Raw genomic sequence first — 23384 nt, forward strand, 5'->3', positions numbered from 1 at the left:
GGGGAGCACCCCGGCAGGTGTGGCCCGCGCCATGCCCACCGGAGCGGAACGGCCAGTAACCTCCCGGCTGATGTGGTCCCTCACCAGCGCCGTCCGCTTCTACCCGTGGGGCAGCCTGACGGTCATCCCCGAGCTGCTCGGTCAGCCCAGTCCGGCCCAGCAGCCGCACGCCGAGCTCTGGCTGGGCGCGCACCCGGACGAGCCCAGCCTGCTGGCCGACGGCCGTCCGCTGGACCGGGCCATCGCCCAGGATCCCGACCGGCTGCTCGGCGGGCCGGTCGTGACGCGCTTCGGTCCGCGGCTGCCGTTCCTTATGAAGGTGCTGGCCGCCGACCGGCCGCTGTCGCTGCAGGCGCACCCGACGATGGAGCAGGCGGCGGCCGGCTACGCCGCCGAGGAGGCCGCCGGCATCCCGAAGGACGACCCGACGCGGACGTTCAAGGACCCGTGGCACAAGCCCGAGCTGCTGCTGGCGCTGACCACCTTCGAGGCCCTGTGCGGCTTCCGGCCGGTCGAGGAGTCACTGCACTGCCTGGCCAAGCTGCAGCTGCCCGAGCTCAAGCCGACGATCGCAGCCCTCGCCCGCGGCGGGTTGCGGGCGGCCATCCCGCAGCTGATCGCGCTGTCCGGCCGGCGCCGGACCTCCCTGGTCGAGGCCGTCGCGGACAAGGCGGCGTCCTTCGTCGCCGCCCACGACCCGGAGTTCATCAACACCTACCGCTGGGCGGCGACGCTCGCCGGGGCCTACCCGGGTGACCCCGGCGTCGTCATCTCGCTGATGTGCAACCACCTCAAGCTGGCGCCCGGTGAGGCGGTGTTCCTGCCGGCCGGCAACCTGCACGCCTACCTGAGCGGCGCCGGGGTCGAGGTCATGGCCAGCTCGGACAACGTGCTGCGCGGCGGACTGACCCGCAAGCACGTCGACCTGGCCGCGCTGATCGAGGTGCTCGACTTCACCGACGGCCGGATCCCGGTCATCCACCCCGTGCTCGGTCCGGGCGGGCTGCGCTACCCCGTGCCGGTCGAGGACTTCGACCTCACCCGGGTACAGCTCGACGACGGCACCGGGACGCTGACCACCTCCGGGCCGCAGGTGCTGCTGTGCACCGAGGGCCGGGCGGTGCTGGCCGCGGCGGACGGCGAGCTGGTCCTGGAGAGGGGGCAGTCGGCGTTCGTCCCGGCCGGGGAGCCGGTCACCGCCCGCGGTCCCGCGCTGCTCTACCGGAGCACGACGAACCTGCGCTGACCCCCGCCCGACGGACGGCTCAGCCGGGTGTCCCGTGACGGGTCGAGCGCCGGGCGACGAGCGCGGCGACCCCGGCGGAGGCCAGCTCGACGACGGTGAACACCACCCGGGACACGATGGCGAGGGCCAGGGCCTGCCCGTAGGGCAGGACCGCGGTCAGCGCTCCCACGATGACGGCCTCCCGGGCCCCGATGCCCGAGGGCAGGACGAAGGCGGCCAGGCCGGCGGTCATCGCCACCCCCATGGTCCCCACGCACAGGACGAGGAGCAGCGCCCTGTTGGTCGACCCGGGGCCCAGGACCGTGTCGACCAACAGGAACAGCTGGACGCCGTACAGCAGGTAGCCCAGGAGGCTGAGACCGCTCGCGCGCAGGATCGCCCCGCCGGCGAGACGCTGCGGGAGCGGCTGCTGCCGCAGCAGCGCCAGCAGCCGGTCGACGACGGACGTCAGGACCGCGGGGTGCAGCAGTGCGAGGCCCACGGGCAGCAGGGTGAACAGCCACAGCAGGGCGGGTCGGCTGCCGGCCAGCGCCGGGATCGCGAGCAGGCCGGCGAGCAGGGAGGTGACGACGGCGACCCCTGCGGTCAGCAGCGAGGCGGTGAGGCCGCGGACCCGGGAGATGCCGGCCGCCCGGGCCAGTTCCATCTGGAGCAGGAGCGCCACGACCGAGCCCGGCACGTACTTCCCGAGCTGGCCGACGAGATAGACCCTTGCGGCCTGGGGGATCCGGACACGCGCGCCCATCGCGGCCAGCGCCGCACGCCAGACGAGCGGACCGAGCAGCACCCCCGCCGCCGTGGCGAGCACCGAGAGCAGGACGTGTACCCACGGGAGGGCGCGCACAGTGGCGGACACCTCGGGCCACTGCCGGGCCACCTGGACCGCGGCGAACGCCACGACGGTGGCCACCGTCAGCCGCCTGACCCAGGTCAGCAGCACCGACAGCCCGGTGCGGTGCGGGATGGCGACGGCCGGCGTCGTCCGGGCGGAGCCGGTCGGCTCCGCGACGTCGTCGTCCACCGGGTCCGCACCGCCACCATCCGGCGTGGCGCGGTGCGGCCGACCGTCACTCATCGGCTCGTCACGGTTGCGGGGTACCCGCGCGGACGGCGTCCCCGCGTCCGGAGAGCACGTCGGGCGTCCCGTCCGGCGCGGGCCCGGGGTCCGCGGTGGGGAGTGGCCCACCCCGCCGGCGACGTCGGTGCCCGCCGACGGCCCACACCACCGACTGGCCGAGGGTGACGAGGGCCGCGACGCCCAGGGCCGCCGCCCCCACCGACGACCCGGGCGACCGGAAGTCGACCTCCAGGACGTGCCGGCCGGCCGGGACCGCGACGGTGAGGAGCCCGGCGGGTCCGTCCAGCACCCGGACCGGCCGGCCGTCGAGCGTCGCGGTGTAGCCGGGCCAGGTCAACCGGGCGAAGACCAGCGTGCCGGGACGGGCGGCCTGGAACCGCACCTCTTCGCGGACGCCTGTCCCGGCGTCCGACAGGACCTCCACCCCGGGCGACACCCAGGACAGCCGCCCGTCGTACCCGACGGTCGGGCCCCGGACCCACACGGTGCGCAGGTCGTCGCGGGCCGCGACCGACCACCCGTCCGGCGGGGGCCCGGCGGCCGGTCCGGGGAAGAGCCGGGCATCGATCACCAGGGTCTGCACGCGCAACAGGTCGACCAGCGGCACGCCCGTGGCGCCGGCCGGTCGCAGGGCGCGGTCGAGGGCCTCCGGGCAGACCTGCCCCCGGTAGTCCATGCACAGGGCGTCGACGAACTCCGCGAAGCCCATGCCGCTGTACCGCACGATCGACTCGTGCCCGGACATGAGGGGCTCGTTGCCGAACAGCAGGTCACCGGGCGGCCGGGCCGGGACCGTCACCGGCGACGCCCGGGAGGCCAGCTGCAGCACCGTGCCCCGGTAGGCGGACGTGCGCTCCCGCACCTCGGTGATGGAGACGGGCGTGGGCAGGGAGACGACCGCGTCGGCGTCGTCCGCTGCGTCGGGTTGCTCGGGCGGGGGCAGCGGCAGCTGACCGCTCTGGTAGGTGACGACCAGGGCGGTGCCCACGACCAGGACCGCGGCGGAGAGGACCGGCCCGCGCCGGTGGAACGCGGCCACGGCCAGGAGGACGAGCACGAGGACCACGAGCGCGGCGACGACGTGCATCAGGACGACGTCGGGCCGGACGGCGAAGGAGAGGTAGCCGCCCGCGGCCACGACGGCGACCGTCGTCAGCGTCCGGGCGCGGATCCGGTCACCGGCCAGCCCCGCCGACAGCAGGAGCGCGAGGACGACGGCGAGCGCGAGGTAGAGGTACTCGATCAGCCGGATCGGCCAGCGGAAGAGCCAGAGGTTGGACGGCCCGAGGGCGAGCACCCCGAACACGGCGGCGGCGACCAGTGCGCTGGTCACCGGCCGGTCCGGGCGCCGCCACCCGTGCCACCGCACCCACGGCAGCAGCGGGAGGGCGAACCAGAGGAAGTAGGTCGAGGGCAGGCGCTCGACGAGTGCGCCACCCCAGTTGAGGATCGCGGGGACGTAGGTGGGGGCGCTGGAGGCGGCGACGTCGCCGAGCTGGGGGACGAGGAACGTGTCGTTCGCCAGCATCGCGACCTGCTGCCGCTCGGTCACCGGCAGCGTCCCCACCAGCGGCAGGAAGACGAGTGCCGCGGTGGCTCCCACGCAGGCGCCGGTCAGCACCAGCCCTCCCAGCCGGCGGTGCTCCCGGCGCGCGAGGAGCTCGGCGGCGATGCCGGCGAGCACGACCACCATGCCGAGCGCCGCGTACGGGTTGCCGGTCGTCATGCCGAGGGCGCCGAAGACGAACGGCACGACCGGCAGGAGGTGGCCGCGGGACTGACGACGGGCCGCCCACCAGAACCAGGTCACCCAGGTGAACGCCATGAGCCCTGCCGGCCAGCCGGACGCCTCGTAGAACAGGGTGAACCCCATGACGGGGACGCCCAGGGCGACGACCACCGCGGCCACCCGGCAGGCCCCGTACTCGCGGAACAGCAGGTAGGCGCCCATGCCCAGCAGGGCCAGGAACTGGATCTGCACGACGGCGGCCGCCGCGGCCAGGTCGTCGAACAGCGAGACCAGTACGTAGTCCAGCAGCTGGACCGGGTTCCACAGCGCATAGGCCGCCTCGGCGGCGTAGTTGCCGCCGCTCCAGCCGGCGGGGTCCATCGGAGGCCACTGCCCGCTGCGCAGTCGCTCGCCGAACTGGTGCCACAGCGGGACGAAGGACTCGGGGTTGTCCCCGCGGTAGTAGAACGTGTGCCGCTGCAGGAACGGGATGGTCGTCAGGACTGCGACGGCGAGCCCGACGCCGACGACGACCACGACCTCGAGAACCCGGTGCCGGCGGCGGTCGCTGGTCGGCGGTCCGGTCGACCTCTCCGCAGCGGTGCTCACCGAGAGGCCTCTCCTCCGTGGTGCCCGGGATCCGTGGTCATCCCTCGTCGTGCACGGTCGGCGCGGGCGCGAGGTGCTGTGACGTTACCCTCCGAGAGCGGATCGGGCCCCTGAGCTGGCGCGGGACGAGTGGAGCGGGACGGGAGCCAGCGGGCATGGACGAGTCGGCACCCACGCCGGGAAGTGGCTCGGCTCAGGGCGCCGCGAGGTGCGCGCTCACCTACGTCGTCCCGGCGCACAACAGCACGCTGGCCATCGAGCCCACGCTCCGCGCGCTGGCGAGCCGACTGGCCGACCGGGACGCCGAGGTGATCGTCGTCGAGAACGGTTCGACCGACGGCACCTCCGCCCTGCTCCTGGGGATCGAGCAGACCTGGGCCCACCCCGGGGTGCCCCTGCGGCTCCTCCGGTCGGCCAAGGGGATGGGCAACGCCTACCGCGCCGGCATCGCCGCCAGCCGCGGGGAACGGGTGGTCCTGACGGCGGACGACCTGCCGTTCGGGTTCGACGACCTGGACGCCGCCGAGGGCGTGGACCCCACCGCCCACCCGGTGGTCATCGGGTCCAAGGGACATCCGGACTCCGACGTCGACCGGGGGCTCCTGCGGCGGGTCCTCAGCTCGGGCTTCCGGGTGCTGCGACGCGTGGTCCTGGGGATGCGGACGCTCGACCCGCAGGGCACGTTCGTGCTGGCCGGCGACTGGGCGCGCGGAATCGTCCCCCGGCTCGTCGAGCCCGGTTACCTGGTGACGACGGAGCTGTGCCACGTCGCCGAACGCTCGGGGGTGCAGCCGCTGGAGGTGCCGGTGCGGCTCTCCCCGCAGCACCGCGACCATCGCAGCCGCATCGCCGTGCGGGACGTCTGGCAGATGGCCGTGGGGTTGCTGGCGATCCGGCGCCGGCACGCGTCCCCGGCAGACGGACGAGCGGCGGCGGCCGCTCAGCGGTAGGGCGAGCCGGCCGACCGCCGCACGGCCAGGGCCACCTCGAGAGCCCGACGACCCTGGAGGCCGGTCACTCGTGGTGACCGGCGGTGCATGACGCAGTCGAGGAAGTGCTCGAGTTCGAGTGCCAGCGGCTCTCCGCGGTGCTCGAGGAAGGGGATCTCGACCAGCCCGCTCTGCCGGTAGCGCACGCCCCCCTCGGCGAGGAACTCGTTGTGGTCCACCCGGTGGATCGTGAGGTCCTGGCGCACCAGGTCCAGGACGACGAAGTTCGTGCGCTGGGTCAGCTCGATGCGGCGGATCTTGGTCTGCCCGATCCGGCTGGCCGTGACGCTCGCCGTCACCCCGTTCCGGAACCGGAGCAGGGCGGTCGCGAGGTCCAGGGAGTCGGTCCGCTCACGCCGGCCCATCCCCTCGACCCGCTCGACGTCGGAGCCGGCCAGGGCCAGGGCCAGCTCGAGGTCGTGGATCATGAGGTCGAGAACGACGTCTGCGGTGACCCGCGGCGAGAACGGGCCCATGCGGGTCAGCTCCACGTGCAGCGGGTCGTGCACGAGGCCGTCGAGCTGGAGCACCGCGGGGTTGAAGCGCTCGACGTGGCCGGTCATCAGGACCCGGTGGTGCTCCCGGGCCGCCTCGATGAGGGCGTCGGCGTCCTCGACCGTCGTGGCGATGGGCTTCTCGACGAGCAGGTCCACCCCGGCCTCGAGCAGCGGGACGCCGATCTCGGCGTGCCGCTCGCTGGGTACGGCGAGGACGGCGGCCTCGGCGAGCCCGGCGACCGCTGCAGGCTCGGCGCAGTACCGCGCACCCACGGACTCCGCCAGCGCCCGGCCGCGCGGACCGTCCGGGTCGACGACCAGCGTCAGCTCCGCCTCGGGCAGTCGGCGCAGGACCCGGGCGTGGTTGGCCCCCATCAACCCCGCGCCCACGACGGCCACCGCGGTCACCGGAGGACCTCGGTGACGGCTGCGACGATCCGGTCGAGGTCGGACCGGCTCAGCTGGGGGTGGACGGGGAGGGAGACCACCTCGGTCGTCATCTGCGCTGCGACGGGCGTCTCGTCGACGACGACCCGCGGGTGGTCCCGGTGACCGGGGTGGTCGTGGACCAGCGTCGGGTAGTAGACGCCGGCCCGGATGCCTCGCTGCGCCAGCCCGGCCACGACACCGTCCCGGTCCACTGGCGCGTCCGCGGTGACCCGCACCGTGTACTGGTGGAAGACGTGCTCGCGTCCGGTCGGCACGGAGGGCAGGCGCAGCCCGGGCACGGAGCGCAGCCCCTCCGACAGATGGGCCGCGTGGGCGCGCCGGGCGTCGTTGATCGCCTGGAGCCGGCCGAGCTGGGGGAGGGCGATCGCCGCCTGGAGATCGGTGAGCCGGTAGTTGTGGCCGGGCACCTCGTACCGGTACGGCACCCGCATGCCGTGGTTGCGGAGCAGGCGGAGCCGATCGGCGACGTCCGCGTCCGCGGTCGTGATCATCCCGCCCTCGGCGCACATGACGTTCTTGGTCGCGTAGAACGAGAAGCACCCGACGCCGAAGGACCCAACGGAGCGTCCGTCGACCCGTGCACCGTGCGCCTGGGCGGCGTCCTCCACGATCGACAGTCCCCGCTCCCGGGCGAGCTCGTCGAACCGGGGCATGTCCGCCGGCAGCCCGTAGAGGTGCACCGGGAGGACGGCCCGGGTCCGCTCGCCGACCAGTGCCCGCGCGCACTCGACGTCGAGGCAGAAGTCCTCCGTGACGTCGGCGAAGCGCGCGGTCGCTCCCGACTCGAGGATGGCGTTCAGCGTCGCCACGAAGGTGAACGGCGAGGTGATCACCTCGTCACCCGGTCCGATCCCCAGCGCCTGGAGCGCCGCGACCAGCGCGGTGGTGCCGCTGTTGACGGCGACGGCGTGCTCGACGTCGTGCGCGGCGGCGAACCGTTGTTCGAGCTGCTCGACCTTCGGCCCCTGGGTCAGCCGGCCCGAGCGCAGGACCTCGAGGACGAGCGCCTCCTCGTCCGGGCCGATGGCGACGGCGGAGATCGGGATCGGCGCGTTCACACCAGCGCCGCTCGGTGCTCTGCCGTCCCGTCGCGGTGATCGGTGCACCGCAGGTCACCGGGGGGCTCCGCGGCACGGCTGACCACCTCGCCGCACTCGCACACCCATCCGGCGGGGCGGGCGGGGTTGCCGATCACCAGCTGGTGCGGTTCGACGTCCCGGGTCACGACCGAACCCGCGGCGACCATCGCCCAGCGGCCGAGCACGGTGCCGCAGACGATGGTCGCGTTGGCGCCTATGGAGGCGCCGTCGTGCACGACGGTCGGGGTGACCGACCACTGGTCGGCCGAGGCGCGGGGCCGCAGGTCGTTGGTGAACACGGCGCTCGGGCCGACGAAGACCTCCGACCCCAGCCTGACCCCGTTGTAGACGGAGACGTTGTTCTGGATCTTGCACCGGTCGCCGACCACGGCACCCGAGTCCACGAAGACGTTCTTGCCGAGGACGCAGCCTGCTCCGATCACCGCGCCGGCCCGGACGTGGGCGTGGTGCCAGATCCGGGTGCCCGCACCGATCCGCGCGGCATCCTCGATGACGGCCGTCTCGTGGGCGGCCGCCGGGTGACGCACGGGCTCCTGTGCCGAAGCCATGATCTCCGTCCGGGTCGGTGTGGTCCGGGTCACAGCCGGATCGGTCGAGGGCAGCCTACGGCGATCCCACGACGCCACCACCGGTCCGGAACCGCGCCCGTGCGGCATCGCCGCCGCTCCCTCCGCCGCCAGGGAAGACGCGCACCCCGGGTGGTGGTGTACCGACCCCCCGGAGTGGGCACCGGGTCACTCGCCGTGGTTGCCGCGACGTCGGTGGGACCAAGGTGCGAGAGCCGTGGAGACCTGGCGGCGGAGCCCGCCGGAGCCGCGGCCGGGGGAGGGGTGCGCGTGTCCGGAGGTCCACGGATGCGACCCGGCCGGCTTCCCGCCGCGGTGCGGCGCTGGCTGGTCCGGACGGCGGTGGCGCCGGTCGAGGCCCGGTTCGCCCGCCGGGTGGAGGCGGCCGTGCGCGCCGAGGCCGACCAGGTGGAGGCGGTCGTGCGCGCCGAGGCCGACCGGGTGATCCGGGCGGTGCACGAGGTCGAGTTCCGGGAGCGGCGGGACCTGCTCGCGGCGGGGGAGCGGGACGCGGCCGTGGCCTCGGCCCGGTTCGCGGCCCGGGAGATGTCGACCGCCCTCGCCTTCCACGACCCGGTCAGCACGCTGCGGTACGCCGTCGAGATCGCCCCGACCGGCGGCCTGGCGCTGGAGTTCGGCGTCTTCCGGGGGAGCTCGCTGGAGGTCATCGCCGAGGGGCGCGGTCGCCGCGACGTGTACGGCTTCGACTCCTTCCAGGGGCTGCCGGCGGACTACCGCCCCCACGTGCGGGCCGGCGCCTTCGCCACCGACGGACTGCCCGAGGTCGCCGGCGCCGAACTCGTCGTGGGCTGGTTCCAGGACACCCTCCCCGGCTTCCTCGCCGCCCACCCGGGTCCGGTCCACCTGCTGCACGTCGACGGAGACCTCTACTCCTCGGCAGTGACCGTCCTCGAGCACGTCGGCCACCGGCTGGTCCCCGGCTCGGTGGTGGTCTTCGACGAGTTCTTCAACTTCCCGGGCTGGGAGCAGCACGAGTACCGGGCGTGGCAGGAGCACCTCGCGCGCACCGGGACCCGGGCGGCCTATGCGGCGTACACGTCGAACAACGAGCAGGTCGTCGTCCGCGTCCTGGACCCCGGGACCCCGCCGGGGACTGACCGGGCGTGGCGTCCCGGCGGTGCCCGGTCGGCGCCCTAGCGTCGAGATCTCCCGTCCGCGCGCGTGGGAGGAGCCCCGTGAGCCCCCGCACTCCCGCAACGCCGTCCACGGTGCGCCGCGCTGCCCTGCTCGGCTGGACCGCCCTGGTCCTGCTGACCGGCTGCGTGCTGCCGCCCGGCGAGCAGCCGGCCGGCGGTGCGCCGACCGGCGTCCTGGACGACGCGGCCGCCGACCAGGCGATCGCGGCCGCGCCACCGGGCTCCGCGCTGGCCGCCCTCGCCGACGTCGAGGTGCGGGGCCGGGCGCCGCGCACCGGCTACGACCGCGACCGGTTCGGCGACGGCTGGGTGGACACCGACCGCAACGGCTGCGACACCCGCAATGACGTGCTGGCCCGCGACCTGACCGGCGAGCGGTTCCGGTCCGGCAGCGACTGCGTCGTCGTCTCCGGCACCCTCGAGGACCCCTACTCCGGGCGCACCATCGAGTTCCGACGCGGCGAGGAGACCAGCGACGACGTGCAGATCGACCACGTCGTCGCGCTGTCGGACGCCTGGCAGAAGGGTGCCCAGGGCTGGGACACCGACCGGCGCACGACCTTCGCCAACGACCCGCTCAACCTGCTCGCCGTCGACGGGCCGCTCAACATGCAGAAGGGGGACGGCGACGCCGCGACGTGGCTGCCGCCGAACACCGCCTACCGGTGCACCTACGTCGCCCGGCAGGTCGCGGTGAAGACCGGCTACCGGCTGTGGGCCACCCGCGCCGAGCGCAACGCCGCCGCCACCGTGCTCGCCGGCTGCCCCGCGGAACCGCTGCCCGGCGACCCGGCGACGGAGGCGTCAGCGACCCGGCCGGCGCCGGCGGACGCCGCCTACGCCGACTGCGACGCGGTCCGGGCGGCCGGTGCGGCGCCCATCCGGCGCGGCGAGCCGGGGTGGAGCGCCGCCTTCGACGGCGACGGTGACGGGGTCGGCTGCGAGTAGGACCGGATCGGCCCGCGTATCGTGGTCGGCGGCACGAGCCCCGCCGAAGCCTCGGCATGCTCGCTCTCCCCGCCGGAGCGGGGATCGCAGCGACACTGCATCCGACACGCATCGCTCGGCTCCTGGGCCGGGCGGATCTGGAGCGACATGACCGCCACCACCACCCGTGTGCTGACCGACGGCGACTTCGAGGTCGCCGACCTCTCCCTGGCCGGCTTCGGCCGCAAGGAGATCCGGCTCGCCGAGCACGAGATGCCCGGCCTCATGGCGCTGCGCGCCGAGTACGGCGACCAGCAGCCGCTGGCCGGGGCCCGCATCGCCGGCTCCCTGCACATGACCGTGCAGACCGCCGTCCTCATCGAGACCCTCGTCGCGCTCGGCGCCGACGTGCGCTGGGTCAGCTGCAACATCTTCTCCACCCAGGACCACGCCGCCGCGGCGATCGTCGTCGGGAACGGCACCCCCGAGCAGCCCGCCGGCGTCCCGGTGTTCGCCTGGAAGGGCGAGACGCTGGAGGAGTACTGGTGGTGCACCCAGCGGCTCTTCGAGTTCCGCGACGAGTCCGGCACCGTCGTCGGCCCGAACATGCTGCTCGACGACGGTGGCGACGCCACGCTGCTGGTGCATCTGGGCACCCGCTTCGAGGCCGACGGCGCCGTCCCCGACACCACCGAGGCCGACTCCGAGGAGTACGGCGTCATCCTCGACGCGCTGCGCGGCACGCTGGCCACCGACGCCGGCTACTGGACCCGGATCGGGCAGGGCATCGCCGGCGTCACCGAGGAGACCACCACCGGTGTCATGCGCCTCTACGAGCTGGCCCGCGACGGCCGGCTGCTGTTCCCGGCCATCAACGTCAACGACTCGGTGACGAAGAGCAAGTTCGACAACCTCTACGGCTGCCGGCACTCGCTCATCGACGGCATCAACCGCGCCACCGACGTCATGATCGGCGGCAAGGTGGCCGTCGTCTGCGGCTACGGCGACGTCGGCAAGGGCTGCGCCGAGTCGCTGCGCGGCCAGGGCGCCCGGGTGATCGTCACCGAGATCGACCCGATCAACGCCCTGCAGGCGGCGATGCACGGCTACGAGGTGACCACGCTCGACGAGGTCATCGGCAAGGCCGACATCATCATCACCGCGACCGGCAACCGGGACATCATCTCGGCCGAGCAGCTCGCCTCGACCAAGCACCAGGCGATCGTCGGCAACATCGGCCACTTCGACAACGAGATCGACGTGGCCGGCCTGGCCCGCACGCCCGGCATCACCCGGACGACGATCAAGCCGCAGGTCGACGAGTGGCGGTTCGCCGACGGCCACACGGTCATCCTGCTGTCGGAGGGTCGGCTGCTGAACCTCGGTAACGCCACCGGCCACCCCAGCTTCGTCATGAGCGCCTCGTTCTCCAACCAGGTGCTGGCGCAGATCGAGCTGTGGACCAACCGGGCGGCGTACGAGGGCCAGACCCCGGGCGTCACCGTGCTCCCGAAGAAGCTCGACGAGCACGTGGCGCGGCTGCACCTCGACGCGCTCGGCGTGCAGCTCACCGAGCTGACCAAGGTGCAGGCCGACTACATCGGCGTCCCGGTCGAGGGGCCGTACAAGAGCGACCACTACCGCTACTGAAAGGACCCCGCTGCCCCCCACCGCTCGCAGGCTCGCGGCGGGACCCTGCAGCGGGGCCGTTCCAGCACGTCACCCAGCTCGCGGCGGGACCCTGCAGCGGGGCCGTTCCAGCACGTCACCCAGCTCGCGGCGGGGCCCTGCAGGGGGCCGGCGCGGCCACGCGATCGGGGCACGGGGGACACCCGTCCGGAGCACTCCGGGCGGGTGTCCCCGTTTCGGGCGCCGAGCAGCGCAGAATGGTGGGCGTGCCACCCACCGCTGCTCAGAACGGGTCCTCCCGCGGCCGAGTCCTGGTCGTCGACGACGACGCCGCCCTCGCCGAGATGCTCGGCATCGTGCTCCGGCGCGAGGGCTACGAACCCGCCTTCGTCTCCGACGGCAACCGCGCGGTGGGCGCGTTCCAGCAGACCCGCCCCGACATCGTGCTGCTCGACCTGATGCTGCCGGGCCGCAACGGCCTGCAGATCTGCCAGGACATCCGCACCCAGTCCGCCGTTCCGATCGTCATGCTCACCGCCAAGGGCGACACCATCGACGTCGTGCAGGGGCTCGAGGCCGGCGCCGACGACTACGTCACCAAACCGTTCAAGCCGGTCGAGCTGGTTGCCCGGGTGCGGGCGCAGCTGCGCCGCGGGGAGACCGGGCAGGCGGAGAACCTCTCGATCGGCGACGTGCAGATCGACGTCCCGGCGCACCAGGTAACCCGGGACGGCGTGCCGGTCGCGTTGACCCCGCTGGAGTTCGACCTGCTGGTCGCCCTGGCCCGCAAGCCGCGCCAGGTGTTCACCCGCGAGCTGCTGCTCGAACAGGTGTGGGGCTACCGGCACGCGGCGGACACCCGGCTGGTCAACGTCCACGTGCAGCGGCTGCGCGCCAAGATCGAGCGGGACCCGGAGAAGCCGGAGATCGTGCTGACCGTGCGGGGGGTCGGCTACAAGGCCGGTCCGCCGTGAACGCACGGGCTCGTGAGCACCGCCGCGAGCAACGAGCCCGCCGCGGCAGTGGACCGGTGGGCACCGTGATCCGGTGGACCCGTCGGCCGTGAGCACCACGCGGCCCGCGCCTCCCGCGGCCGGTGCCCCGCCCGAGGCCTCGTCGTCCTCCGGCACCCTCGGGCCGGCGCCCGCCTCCGCGCCGCGCCGGACGCCATCGGGCGGCCTCGGCGCGCTGCGGCGCGAGCTGCGGCGGCGGGCCGTCCGGACCCGTCGGCTCACCACGCGGCTGGCCGCACGGGCGGTGGCCGCCTGGCGCTCGTCGCTGCACGTCCGGATCGGCGCGATCACCATGCTCGTGGCCGGCACGGTGGTCGTCATCGTGAGCCTGGTGCTGTTCAGCCAGATCCGCGAGCAGCTGCTGTCGGTCAAGGAGCAGGCGGCCATCGACCAGGTGCAGACCGGCGTCATCTACGCGCAGACGGAGGTGGCGGGCATCGCCGCCGGCGACAGCGCGAGCGTGCGGGCGACGCTGGACCGCACCGTCCGGCAGCTGCGTGAGAGCAGTGGCCCGGCCGGTGACTTCGAGGTCGTCATGGTCTACCGCACCGGCGACTCGGAGCGCCCGCCCGCGGTCAGCCGGCGCGGCATCTACCCGGCCATCCCCGCCGAGCTGCGGGTCCAGGTCGCTTCCGGGGGCCAGTACGCGCAGTACGCGATGGTCCCCGACGGCAGCGGGCAGCCCCGGCCCACCTACCTCGTCGGCGCTCCGGTGCCCACCGGCGCGGCCGGCGCCGAGCAGATCGAGCTGTACTACGCCTTCCCGCTCGACCAGGAGGCGGAGAGCCTCTCGCTGTTCCGCACCACGGTGGTCATCAGCGGCATCGCGCTCACCCTCCTCGTGGTCGGGATCGCCGTCCTCGTGACCCGGCTGGTGGTCGACCCGGTGCGCCAGGCCGCGGGCACCGCGCAGCGGCTGGCCGAGGGGCAGCTCGAGGAGCGGATGGCCGTCCGCGGCGAGGACGACCTGGCGCGGCTGGCGACCAGCTTCAACGCGATGGCCGACAGCCTGCAGCGGCAGATCACCCAGCTGGAGTCGCTGTCGCAGCTCCAGCAGCGCTTCACCTCTGACGTGTCGCACGAGCTGCGCACGCCGCTCACCACGGTGCAGATGGCGGCCGAGGTGCTCTACGAGTCCCGTGCGGACTTCCCGCCGCACGTGGCCCGCTCGGCGGAGCTGATGCACACCGAGCTCGACCGCTTCGAGGTGCTGCTCACCGACCTGCTGGAGATCAGCCGCTACGACGCCGGGGCCGCCGTCCTCGACGGGGAGCCGACCGACCTCGGTGCGCTCGTGCGCCGGGTGGCGGCCGGGATGTCGGCACTGGCGGAGCGGCACGGCTGCCGGCTGACGGTGTCCGGCCCCGCGCAGGACGTCATCGCCGAGGTCGACGCCCGCCGGGTCGAGCGGATCCTGCGCAACCTGGTCGGCAACGCCATCGAGCACGGCACCGGGAAGCCGGTGGAGGTCACCTGGGCGGCCAACCGGACGGCGGCGGCGGTCACCGTGCGCGACCACGGCGTGGGGCTGTCCCCGGCCGAGGCGCAGCACGTGTTCGACCGCTTCTGGCGCGCCGACCCCTCGCGGGTCCGCACCGTCGGCGGCAGCGGGCTGGGGCTGTCGATCAGCCTGGAGGACGCCCGGCTGCACGGCGGCTGGCTGCAGGTGTGGGGGCAGCCGGGCGCCGGTGCGCAGTTCCGGCTGACCCTGCCGCTGACGGCGGGCACCGACCTCACCAGCTCGCCGCTGCCGCTGCGACCGGCGGCCCTGCGCCCTCCCGGGGGTGCCCGGTGACCCGCCGGGGTGCCGTCCTCGGGGCGGCGCTGCTGGCGCTGGTGAGCGGTTGCGCCACCGTGCCGACGAGCTCGTCGGTCGTGCAGATCACGCAGGCGCCACCGCGTGCGGACAGCCCCGTCGGCATCGAGCCGCTGTCGCCGGAGACCGGCGCCACCCCCGAGGAGGTCGTCCGCGGCTTCCTCGACGCCGCCGCCAGCACCGTGCGCGGGCACCCCGTGGCCCGCGAGCACCTGGCCCCGGAGCCGCAGGGGTCCTGGTCGGACGACGCGGGCATCACCGTGCTCGGCGCCGACTACGCCACCGTCACCACCGACGCCGGCACCGTCGTCGTCACCGGCGAGCTGGTCGGCACGATCGACCAGCGGGGCGGGTTCACCGTGGGTGGGCAGGAGGTCTACTCGCGGGAGTTCCGTCTCGAGCAGGTCGGCGGCGAGTGGCGGATCAGCGACCCGCCGGACGGGCTGCTCATGCTCGAGCCGGACTTCGAGCGCCTCTACGAGCGGCGCGACCTCTACTTCCTCGATCCGACCGGTCAGCGCTTCGTGCCCGACCCGCGGTACCTGATCACCGGGGAGGCCCAGCCGACGGTGCTGGTCGAGCGGCTGCTCGCGGGGCCGTCGGCGGTGCTGGCCGCGGGTGTCCGCAACGAGCTCGAGGGAGCCGCGCTGGGCAGCACGGTGGTGGTCTCCGCGCAGGCGGTCACCGTCGACCTGACCGGGGTGGCCGACGCGACCCCCACCCGCCTGGCCGGGCTGTCGGCCCAGCTGGTGTGGACGCTGGGCCAGCTGCCGTCGGTGCGCTCGGTGGAGGTCCGCGTCGACGGCGACCCGCTGACCCTCGACGGCGTGCCGGCGGTGCAGACCGTCGACACCTGGACCGCCCTCGACCCCGACGCCGCCCCGGTGGACGCGGTCGGGCACTACCTGGTCGACGGCGCGCTGTGGACGGCGACCGATGCGCCGGCGCCGGCGCCCGGCCCGGCCGGCGCGGGCGCCTACGGGCTGTCCAGCGCCGCGGTCGCGACGGACCCCAGCACCGGCGAGCTGACCCAGATGGTCGGGGTGGCCGAGCGGGACGGCGCGGTGACGCTGCTCACCGGCCCCTACGGCGGCGACCTCATGCCGGTGCTGCCGAGCGGCTCGCTCACGGTGCCGACCGTGGCGCCCGCCCGCCAGGAGTTCTGGGTGGTCCGCGACGGCTCGACGGTGGTGCGGGTCGCCGGTGGCCGGCCCCCGCAGGCGGTCAACGCCGTCACCCTGCCGGGCCTGGGCCGGGCCACCGCGCTGCAGCTCTCGCCCGACGGGGTCCGGGCCGCGGTCGTCGTGGAGGACGGCGAGCGGCGGAGCCTGCACGTGGGCACCGTGGTGCGCTCGGACGACGGCCCGGTGGCGCTGCGCGACTGGCGCGAGGTCGCGCCGGCGCTGGGCCAGGTGGTCGACGTCGCGTGGCGGACCTCCGGCAGCCTGCTGGTGCTGGCCGGGGACGCCGGCGAGGAGCGGACCGTGCCCTACCTGGTCGGCGTCGACGGCTGGGACCTCTCGCCGGTGCCCACCGCCGGGCTGCCCAGCCAGGCGACGCAGGTCGCCGCGGCGCCCGAGCGTCCACCGCTGGTCAGCGCCGGCGGCACGATCTGGGAGTGGCAGGTCGCCGGGGGCACCTGGGTGACCCTGGTCCGCGGCCAGCAGCCGCAGCCGGGCACCGAGCCGTTCTACCCCGGCTGAAGAAGGACCCCGCGTCCCCCCGTCCCTCGCAAGCTCGCGGCGGGGCCCTGACGCGGGGCCGTTCCGGCACGTCACCGTCCCCCCGCCAGGGAAGGACCCCGTCCTGCCCACCCCTCGCAGGCTCGGGGCGGGACCCGAGACGGGGCCTGCGGCGGGACCCTGCGAGGGGCCGCACGAGCGAGACGCCAGGGGCTGCACCCGCGTCCACAGATGCGCGGCGGCGCTGGGCGGGTGGGCACGCGGGGCGCGAGGCTGGAGGAGTGGACGGCGGGTTGCTCGCGGCGCTGGCGGACCTGCTGCTGCCGCGCGAGTGCGCCGGGTGCGGGGTGCCGGACGCGGTCCTGTGCCGGCGGTGCGCCGCGCTGCTCACCGTTCCGCACCTGGCCCAGCCGCGGCGCTTCCCGGCGGGCTTCCCGCCGACGGTGGCCGCCGGCGCCTACGCCGGGCCGGTGCGCCCGGCGGTCAACGCCTTCAAGGAGCGCGGCCGGGCCGAGCTGGCCCGCCCGCTCGGCGCCGCCCTGGCGCTGGCCGTCGCCGGCGTGCTCTCCGGGCTGTCCACGCGGCCGGGGCCGGTCCGGCTGGTCCCGGTCCCCAGCGGCGCCGCCGCGCTGCGCGCCCGCGGCCGGGACCACGTCCGCGAGCTGACCGCCCGCGCGGTCGCCGAGCTCCGGGCGGCGGGGGTGCCCGCGGCCGAGGCGCGGCTGCTGCGCCGCAGCGGACGCGCCGCGGACTCCGCGGGGCTCTCGGCGGCACAGCGGCGGGCCAACCTGGCCGGCACCTTCGCGCTCCGGGACGGCGCGCGCGAGCTGCCCGACGAGGCGGTGCTGGTGGTCGTCGACGACGTCGTCACCAGTGGCGCGACGCTCACCGAGGCGGCCGCGGTGCTCGCGCCGGCCGCCGGCCCCCCGGTGCTCGCCGCGGTCGTCGCGGCGACCCCGCGGCGGCCTCCCGCGCAGGCTCCGCGGAGCGTCCCCCCACGTCGTCGTGGGGGGTCTGCTGATCGACTGTCGGGACCCGGCAACGCGGACTAGCGTGGGTTCGATCACAACCCGAACGACCGGGAGGTCTCATGGAGATCGTGGTCCGTGGCCGGAACGTCGAAGTCCCCGAACACTACCGACAGCACGTCGAGGACAAGGTCGGACAGTCCGACCGGTTCGACGGGAAACTGAAGATCCTGCGCATCGACGTGGAGCTCTTCCACGAGAAGAACCCACGCCAGTCCGGCAAGTGCCAGCGCGTGGAGATCACCCTCCGCGGCAAGGGCCCGGTGGTCCGCGCCGAGGCCGCCGCGCCGGACTTCTACGCGGCGCTGGACCTGGCCGCCGGCAAGCTCGACCACCGGCTGCGCAAGGCCGCCGACCGCCGCCGCGTCCACCACGGACGACGGACCCCGGCCAGCGTGCGGGTGGGCGCCGGCGCCCCCGACACCGACGTCGCGGAGTCCTTCGACCGCGACCGGCAGCTCGCGGAGGGGCCACACGTCACCGACCTCGACGAGCACCTCCCCGGCCAGATCGTGCGGGAGAAGCACCACCCGGCCACCCCGATGCACGTCGACCAGGCCCTCCACGAGATGGAGCTGGTCGGCCACGACTTCTTCCTCTTCCTGTGCGCCGACACCGGGCAGCCGACGGTGGTCTACCGCCGGCACGCCTACGACTACGGCCTCATCCGGCTCGTCGACGCACCGCTGGACGGCACCGCCGCGCGGCAGTCCGCCGCGCCCGCGGAGGCCGCGGCGACCGGGGCCTGACGCCGGGGCGGGGGCGCGGGTGACCCCGCCCCCGCCCCGCTCACCCCTCCCGCAGCCGCCCGAAGAGCACCGCGTCCGCGCGGCGGCCGTCGCGGTAGGCCAGGCACCGGCGCGCGACGCCCTCGCGGCTGAACCCCGCTCGCTCGGCCACCGACTGCGACGCGGTGTTCGCCACGTCGGTGAACAGGTGCACCCGCTCCGCGCCGTGCCGGAAGGCCCAGTCCGCGAGCGCCCGGGCGGCCTCGGCGGCGTAGCCCCGGCCGCGGGCCCAGGGCGCGGTCCAGTAGCCGAGGTCCGGCCCCAGCAGCAGCCCGCCGTCCAGGTGCCGCACGCCGCAGGCGCCGACCAGCCCGCCGTCGGCCTCGACGGCGGTGTCCAGCGCGGTGCCCCCGGCGCGACCGCGCGCGGCGGCCACGGCGACGAACTCCTCGGCGTCGGCCCGCGTGTAGGGCTCCGGGAGGTTCAGCAGCCACCGCCTGCTCTCCGGGTCCTGGCAGGCGCGGAACACCGCGTCGACGTCGTCCGGGCGGAACGGGCGCAGCACGAGCCGCTCGGTGCGGACCACCTCGGTGGTCAGGTCGACGCCGGTGAGCGAGAGGCCCCCGGCCCCCTCACCACTCGCACGCTCGCGGCGAGCCTCTGGCCGGGGCCGTGGAGTCGAGGTCATGCAGCGATGATCACCCCTTGCCCAGCACCCGGTCGACCGAGATCTCCAGGACCACCCGTGCCGGGTTCTCCCGGGGGGTGCGGTAGCGGCGGGCGTAGCGGGCCTCGGCGTCGGCGACCGCGGCCGGGTCGTCGCGCACCACCGCCGTCCCCTCGAGGGTCACCCAGCGGCGGCCGTCGACCTGGCACACCGCGACCCGCGCGCGGCCGGCGCGGACGTGCCGGGCCTTGGCCGACGTCCCCGAGGTGATGACCCGGGCGGTGCGGGTGGCGGGGTCGTAGGTGACCCCGACCGGGACGACGTGCGGGCTCCCGTCGGTGCGCAGCGTGGTCAGGGTGGCCAGGTGCCGCTCGGTGAGGAAGGTGAGCAGGCCGTCGGGGAGGTCGTCGAGGTCGTGGGCCACGGAGCGAGGTTAGGTCGTGCACTACCGGGGCATGCGCAGTCCATGGAACTCGCGGGTGCGAGGGTCCTCGTCGCCGGGGCGACCGGGGTGCTCGGCGGAGAGCTGGCGCGGGCGCTGGACGGCGCCGGGGCCAGGGTGGCGCTGACCGGCCGGGACGACGGCGCGCTGCGGGCGCTGGCCGGGGAACTCGGTGGCGTCCCCGCGATCGTGGTGGACGCCGTCGACGTCGAGGCGGTCCGCGCCGCGGTCGGCGCCGCGGTGGCGGGCCTCGGTGGGCTGGACGCCGTGGTCGTCGCCTGGGGTGTGGTGGCCTTCGGCCCGGCGGCGGAGGCCGACGACGCGGTGACCGAGGAGCTGTTCGCAGTCAACACGCTGGCGCCGATGAGCCTGGTCCGCGCCGCGCTGCCGCACCTGTCCGAGGGTGGGGCGGTCGTGCTGCTGTCTGCCATCGTGGCCGACGCCCCGACGCTGCAGATGGCCGAGTACTCGGCGAGCAAGGCGGCGCTGTCGGTCTGGGCCGGTGTGCTGCGCCGTGAGCTGCGGACCCGTTCGATCACCGTGCTCGACGTGCGGCCACCGCACATCGACACCGGGCTGGTCGACCGCGCCCTCGCCGGCGACCCGCCGCGGCTGCCCCCGGGACACGACCGCGCCGAGCTGGTCGCGGCGGTGCTCGACGGGCTTCGGCAGGGCGGCCGGGAGATCGTGCTCGACCCGGGCGAGAAGCGGCTCGTCCGCCGCTGAGCGTCGCGGTCGCGCACGGCGGGTCGTCGCCGGCAGCCCCGGGTGGCCGGTGGCGCCGCCTACCCTGGACACGTGGTGTTCTCGAAGATCCTCCGAGCCGGTGAGGGCAAGATCCTCCGACGACTGAACAAGATCGCCGACGCGGTCGAGTCGCTGGCGGACGAAACTGCCGACCTCACCGACGCGGAGCTGCGCGCCAGGACCGACGAGTTCAAGGAGCGCCTGGCGGAGGGGGAGACCCTCGACCAGCTCCTGCCGGAGGCCTTCGCCGTCGTCCGCGAGGCCGCCACCCGCACGCTCGGCCAGCGGCACTTCCGCGTGCAGATCATGGGCGGTGCCGCGCTGCACCTGGGCAACATCGCCGAGATGCGCACCGGTGAGGGCAAGACGCTGACCGGCGTCCTGCCCGCCTACCTCAACGGGCTCACCGGCCAGGGCGTGCACGTGGTCACGGTCAACGACTACCTGGCCAAGCGCGACGCGGAGTGGATGGGCCGGGTGCACCGCTTCCTCGGCCTGTCGGTCGGCGTGATCCTCTCCGGCGAACGCCCGGCGCAGCGCCGCGAGCAGTACGCCTGCGACATCACCTACGGCACGAACAACGAGTTCGGCTTCGACTACCTGCGCGACAACATGGCCTGGAACAAAGCCGACCTCGTGCAGCGCGGGCACCACTTCGCCGTCGTCGACGAGGTCGACTCGATCCTCATCGACGAGGCCCGCACGCCGCTGATCATCAGCGGCCCGGCCGGCGACCCGGCGATGCACCGCTGGTACACCGAGTTCGCGCGGCTGGCCCCCGTGATGCAGCGCGACGTCCACTACGAGGTGGAGGAGGGCAAGCGCACGGTCGCCATCACCGAGGAGGGCGTGGAGTTCGTCGAGGACCAGATCGGCATCGAGAACCTCTACGAGGCGGCCAACACCCCGCTGATCAGCTTCCTGAACAACGCGCTCAAGGCCAAGGAGCTCTACCACCGCGACCAGCAGTACATCGTCAGCAACGGCGAGGTGCTCATCGTCGACGAGTTCACCGGCCGCGTGCTGTCGGGCCGGCGCTACAACGAGGGCATGCACCAGGCCATCGAGGCCAAGGAGCGGGTGCAGATCAAGGACGAGAACCAGACCCTCGCCACCATCACCCTGCAGAACTACTTCCGGCTCTACGAGAAGCTCTCCGGGATGACCGGCACCGCCCAGACCGAGGCCGCCGAGCTCTCGCAGACCTACGGGCTCGGCGTCGTCCCCATCCCGACCAACCGGCCGATGGTCCGGGAGGACCGCTCCGACGTCATCTACAAGACCGAGCAGGCGAAGTTCGACGCCGTCATCGACGACATCGCCGAGCGGCACGAGGCCGGTCAGCCGATGCTGATCGGCACGGCCAGCGTCGAGAAGTCCGAGGTGCTGTCCAAGCTGCTGCTGCAGCGCGGTATCAAGCACGAGGTCCTCAACGCCAAGAACCACGCGCGCGAGGCGCACATCGTGGCCCAGGCCGGTCGGCTGGGCGCGGTCACCGTGGCCACCAACATGGCCGGCCGCGGTACCGACATCCAGCTCGGCGGCAACCCGGACTTCATCGCCGACGAGCAGCTGCGCGCCCGCGGCCTGTCCCCGGCCGGGACGCCGGAGGAGTACGAGGCGGCCTGGGACAGCGCGCTGGAGAAAGCCAGGGAGCAGGTCGGGGCCGAGCACGAGGAGGTGACCGAGGCCGGTGGCCTCTACGTGCTGGGCACCGAGCGGCACGAGAGCCGGCGCATCGACAACCAGCTGCGCGGCCGGTCGGGCCGCCAGGGCGACCCGGGTGAGTCCCGGTTCTACCTGTCGCTGGGCGACGACCTCATGCGGCGGTTCAACGGCCCGATGCTCGAGTCGATGATGACCACCCTGCGGGTCCCCGACGACCAGCCGATCGAGTCGAAGATGGTCAGCCGGGCGATCCTGTCGGCGCAGACCCAGGTCGAGCAGCAGAACTTCGAGGTCCGCAAGGACGTCCTGAAGTACGACGAGGTGCTCAACCGCCAGCGCACCGTCATCTACGCCGAGCGGCGCAAGGTGCTGGACGGGCAGGACTTGCACGTGCAGGTCCGCGCGATGGTCGACGAGGTCGTCAGCGCCTACGTCGACGGGGCGACCGAGATGGGCTACGCCGAGGACTGGGACCTCGAGCAGCTGTGGACCGGCCTCAAGGCCCTCTACCCGGTGGGCCTGGACCGCGACGAGCTGATCGACCGGGTGGCCGACGGCGACCAGGCGGCGCTGACCGCCGACGTCCTCAAGAGCGAGCTGCTCGACGACGTCCACCGGGCCTACGAGGAGCGCGAGGCCGCCCTCGGCGCGGAGGTCATGCGGGAGCTCGAGCGCCGGGTGCTGCTCAGCGTGCTCGACCGCAAGTGGCGCGAGCACCTCTACGAGATGGACTACCTGCGGGCCGGCATCCACCTGCGCGCGATGGCCAACCGCGATCCGGTCGTGGAGTACCAGCGCGAGGGCTACGACATGTTCATGTCGATGCTCGACGGCATCAAGGAGGAGTCGGTCGGCTTCCTGTTCAACCTGGAGGTCAAGACCAAGGAGCAGCAGGACGCCGAGGCGCGGGCCACGCAGGCCGAGGCCGAGGCCAAGGCGCTGGCGGCGGCCCAGCAGGGGACGGCGCGGGTGCGGGCCCGGCAGGGGGCGGCCGCGCAGGCCGCAGCGGCGCAGGCGGCCGCGGCGGCTCCGGCGCCCGCTGCCCCGGCTGCCGCCCCGCCGGCCCGACAGGCCCTCGCCGAGCCGCCCCTCGCCGAGTCGGCTCCCGCTGCGCCCGCGGCTGCTCAGCCCGCTCCCGCGCCGGCGCAGCCGGCCCCGGCCCCGGCGCCGGTCGAGCCGGTCCCGGCGCCGGTCGAGCCGGCTCCTGCGCCGGTCGAGGGCGATGGCGTCGCGCCGGTCGCCGAGCCCGTCCCGGCGGCCCGCCGCACGGGGACGGCCCGGCGCGGTCGGCACGCCGCGCCGGAGGCCCTCGCCCCGGCGGCGCCCGAGGCCGACGAGCCGGTGCCCGCGGGCACCGGTCCGGAGCTGTCGGTGACGGGTCTCGACGACCCGCACCGCAGCGACCAGCTCAGCTACTCGGCGCCGAGCCTGGACGCCTCGCCCCGGGAGAGCGGACGGGTCAAGGCGGCCAAGAGCGCGACCGTGACCGGCACCAAGGAGCCGGCCCGGAACGCGCCCTGCCCCTGCGGCTCGGGCAAGAAGTACAAGGTCTGCCACGGGGCGCCCTCGCGCGCCTGAGAAACGACCCCCTGCCCCCACCGTGGCAGGACCCCGTC

The 23384-nt window shown here is 74.5% G+C and carries 19 protein-coding genes; 12 read left to right on the forward strand and 7 right to left on the reverse strand.

Translation table 11 applies throughout. The annotated features are described in order from the left end of the window. Positions 1–70: 70 nt before the first annotated feature. On the forward strand, positions 71–1246 hold the full coding sequence (manA, locus tag BUB17_RS10780; protein WP_072917866.1) for a mannose-6-phosphate isomerase, class I: 1176 nt from the start codon (positions 71–73) through the stop codon (positions 1244–1246). A 19-nt stretch (positions 1247–1265) separates the two neighbouring features. On the opposite strand, the gene BUB17_RS10785 is transcribed toward manA, so the two are convergent. Both BUB17_RS10785 and BUB17_RS26805 read right to left on the reverse strand, forming a co-directional pair. Next, on the reverse strand, positions 1266–2321 hold the full coding sequence (locus BUB17_RS10785; RefSeq protein WP_083606253.1) for a lysylphosphatidylglycerol synthase domain-containing protein: 1056 nt from the start codon (positions 2319–2321) through the stop codon (positions 1266–1268). Between the two features lie 7 nt (positions 2322–2328). Next, on the reverse strand, positions 2329–4662 hold the full coding sequence (locus BUB17_RS26805; protein WP_072917868.1) for a hypothetical protein: 2334 nt from the start codon (positions 4660–4662) through the stop codon (positions 2329–2331). 155 nt (positions 4663–4817) lie between these two features. Between BUB17_RS26805 and BUB17_RS10795 the strand changes: the two genes are divergently transcribed. After that, positions 4818–5612, forward strand: coding sequence for a glycosyltransferase (locus BUB17_RS10795; protein WP_072917871.1), 795 nt, complete (start codon positions 4818–4820; stop codon positions 5610–5612). On the opposite strand, the gene BUB17_RS10800 is transcribed toward BUB17_RS10795, so the two are convergent. From BUB17_RS10800 to BUB17_RS10810, 3 genes are read right to left on the reverse strand one after another with little or no spacing between them, the layout of a single operon-like run. After that, positions 5603–6556 carry a Gfo/Idh/MocA family protein gene (locus BUB17_RS10800; RefSeq protein ID WP_083606254.1) on the reverse strand — a complete coding sequence of 318 codons (954 nt, stop codon included), beginning with the start codon at positions 6554–6556 and terminating at the stop codon, positions 5603–5605. The two genes, BUB17_RS10795 and BUB17_RS10800, sit on opposite strands and share 10 nt — an antisense overlap. Next, entirely contained in the window at positions 6553–7656 is a 1104-nt protein-coding gene (locus BUB17_RS10805) for a DegT/DnrJ/EryC1/StrS family aminotransferase (protein ID WP_072917873.1), read from the reverse strand. Before BUB17_RS10805 ends, BUB17_RS10800 begins: the two co-directional genes overlap by 4 nt. Then, on the reverse strand, positions 7653–8225 hold the full coding sequence (locus BUB17_RS10810) for an acyltransferase (RefSeq protein ID WP_244277138.1): 573 nt from the start codon (positions 8223–8225) through the stop codon (positions 7653–7655). The genes BUB17_RS10805 and BUB17_RS10810 overlap by 4 nt, the downstream gene beginning before the upstream one ends. 327 nt (positions 8226–8552) lie before the next feature. Between BUB17_RS10810 and BUB17_RS10815 the strand changes: the two genes are divergently transcribed. From BUB17_RS10815 to hpf, 8 genes are all read left to right on the forward strand, one after another. After that, a complete protein-coding gene (locus BUB17_RS10815) occupies positions 8553–9422 on the forward strand; it encodes a TylF/MycF/NovP-related O-methyltransferase (protein ID WP_244277140.1) in 870 nt (289 codons plus the stop codon). A 38-nt stretch (positions 9423–9460) separates the two neighbouring features. Continuing rightward, positions 9461–10369, forward strand: coding sequence for a GmrSD restriction endonuclease domain-containing protein (locus BUB17_RS10820; RefSeq protein WP_072917879.1), 909 nt, complete (start codon positions 9461–9463; stop codon positions 10367–10369). Between the two features lie 147 nt (positions 10370–10516). After that, entirely contained in the window at positions 10517–11998 is a 1482-nt protein-coding gene (gene ahcY / locus BUB17_RS10825) for an adenosylhomocysteinase (RefSeq protein WP_072917881.1), read from the forward strand. Between the two features lie 236 nt (positions 11999–12234). Continuing rightward, a complete protein-coding gene (gene mtrA / locus BUB17_RS10830) occupies positions 12235–12951 on the forward strand; it encodes an MtrAB system response regulator MtrA (protein WP_072917884.1) in 717 nt (238 codons plus the stop codon). Positions 12952–13039: 88 nt separating this feature from the next. Further along, a complete protein-coding gene (gene mtrB / locus BUB17_RS10835) occupies positions 13040–14785 on the forward strand; it encodes an MtrAB system histidine kinase MtrB (RefSeq protein WP_072918073.1) in 1746 nt (581 codons plus the stop codon). After that, complete coding sequence (locus BUB17_RS10840; protein ID WP_072917886.1) at positions 14782–16509, forward strand: LpqB family beta-propeller domain-containing protein; 1728 nt, start codon at positions 14782–14784, stop codon at positions 16507–16509. Before mtrB ends, BUB17_RS10840 begins: the two co-directional genes overlap by 4 nt. A gap of 260 nt (positions 16510–16769) precedes the next feature. Then, positions 16770–17540: a ComF family protein gene (locus BUB17_RS10845; protein WP_072917889.1), complete on the forward strand. Its 771-nt coding sequence runs from the start codon at positions 16770–16772 to the stop codon at positions 17538–17540. A 38-nt stretch (positions 17541–17578) separates the two neighbouring features. Further along, positions 17579–18265, forward strand: a complete 687-nt coding sequence (gene hpf / locus BUB17_RS10850) for a ribosome hibernation-promoting factor, HPF/YfiA family (RefSeq protein ID WP_072917891.1) — start codon at positions 17579–17581, stop codon at positions 18263–18265. Between the two features lie 40 nt (positions 18266–18305). On the opposite strand, the gene BUB17_RS10855 is transcribed toward hpf, so the two are convergent. Continuing rightward, on the reverse strand, positions 18306–18932 hold the full coding sequence (locus tag BUB17_RS10855) for a GNAT family N-acetyltransferase (protein WP_083606255.1): 627 nt from the start codon (positions 18930–18932) through the stop codon (positions 18306–18308). A 10-nt stretch (positions 18933–18942) separates the two neighbouring features. Further along, the gene (locus BUB17_RS10860) at positions 18943–19335 is read right to left on the reverse strand and encodes a pyridoxamine 5'-phosphate oxidase family protein (RefSeq protein ID WP_072917894.1); all 393 of its coding nucleotides are present in this window, start codon (positions 19333–19335) and stop codon (positions 18943–18945) included. Between the two features lie 42 nt (positions 19336–19377). On the opposite strand from BUB17_RS10860, the gene BUB17_RS10865 reads away from it, so the two are divergent. Both BUB17_RS10865 and secA read left to right on the forward strand, forming a co-directional pair. Continuing rightward, positions 19378–20079 (forward strand): SDR family NAD(P)-dependent oxidoreductase, encoded by a 702-nt coding sequence (locus tag BUB17_RS10865; RefSeq protein ID WP_072917896.1) that lies wholly within the window; start codon positions 19378–19380, stop codon positions 20077–20079. A gap of 72 nt (positions 20080–20151) precedes the next feature. After that, entirely contained in the window at positions 20152–23346 is a 3195-nt protein-coding gene (gene secA, locus BUB17_RS10870; RefSeq protein ID WP_072917899.1) for a preprotein translocase subunit SecA, read from the forward strand. Positions 23347–23384 lie beyond the last annotated feature (38 nt).

Origin of the sequence: Geodermatophilus obscurus (assembly GCF_900143215.1) — a bacterium.
Lineage (GTDB): Bacteria > Actinomycetota > Actinomycetes > Mycobacteriales > Geodermatophilaceae > Geodermatophilus > Geodermatophilus obscurus_A.

Bases quoted from the DNA above. Each gene is read 5' to 3' on its own strand.
- BUB17_RS10815 (WP_244277140.1), top strand. From the start codon at position 8,553: ATGCGACCCGGCCGGCTTCCCGCCGCGGTGCGGCGCTGGCTGGTCCGG.
- BUB17_RS10795 (WP_072917871.1), top strand. From the start codon at position 4,818: ATGGACGAGTCGGCACCCACGCCGGGAAGTGGCTCGGCTCAGGGCGCC.
- hpf (WP_072917891.1), top strand. From the start codon at position 17,579: ATGGAGATCGTGGTCCGTGGCCGGAACGTCGAAGTCCCCGAACACTAC.
- mtrA (WP_072917884.1), top strand. From the start codon at position 12,235: ATGGTGGGCGTGCCACCCACCGCTGCTCAGAACGGGTCCTCCCGCGGC.
- manA (WP_072917866.1), top strand. From the start codon at position 71: ATGTGGTCCCTCACCAGCGCCGTCCGCTTCTACCCGTGGGGCAGCCTG.
- ahcY (WP_072917881.1), top strand. From the start codon at position 10,517: ATGACCGCCACCACCACCCGTGTGCTGACCGACGGCGACTTCGAGGTC.
- BUB17_RS10785 (WP_083606253.1), bottom strand. From the start codon at position 2,321: ATGAGTGACGGTCGGCCGCACCGCGCCACGCCGGATGGTGGCGGTGCG.
- BUB17_RS10855 (WP_083606255.1), bottom strand. From the start codon at position 18,932: ATGACCTCGACTCCACGGCCCCGGCCAGAGGCTCGCCGCGAGCGTGCG.
- BUB17_RS10865 (WP_072917896.1), top strand. From the start codon at position 19,378: ATGGAACTCGCGGGTGCGAGGGTCCTCGTCGCCGGGGCGACCGGGGTG.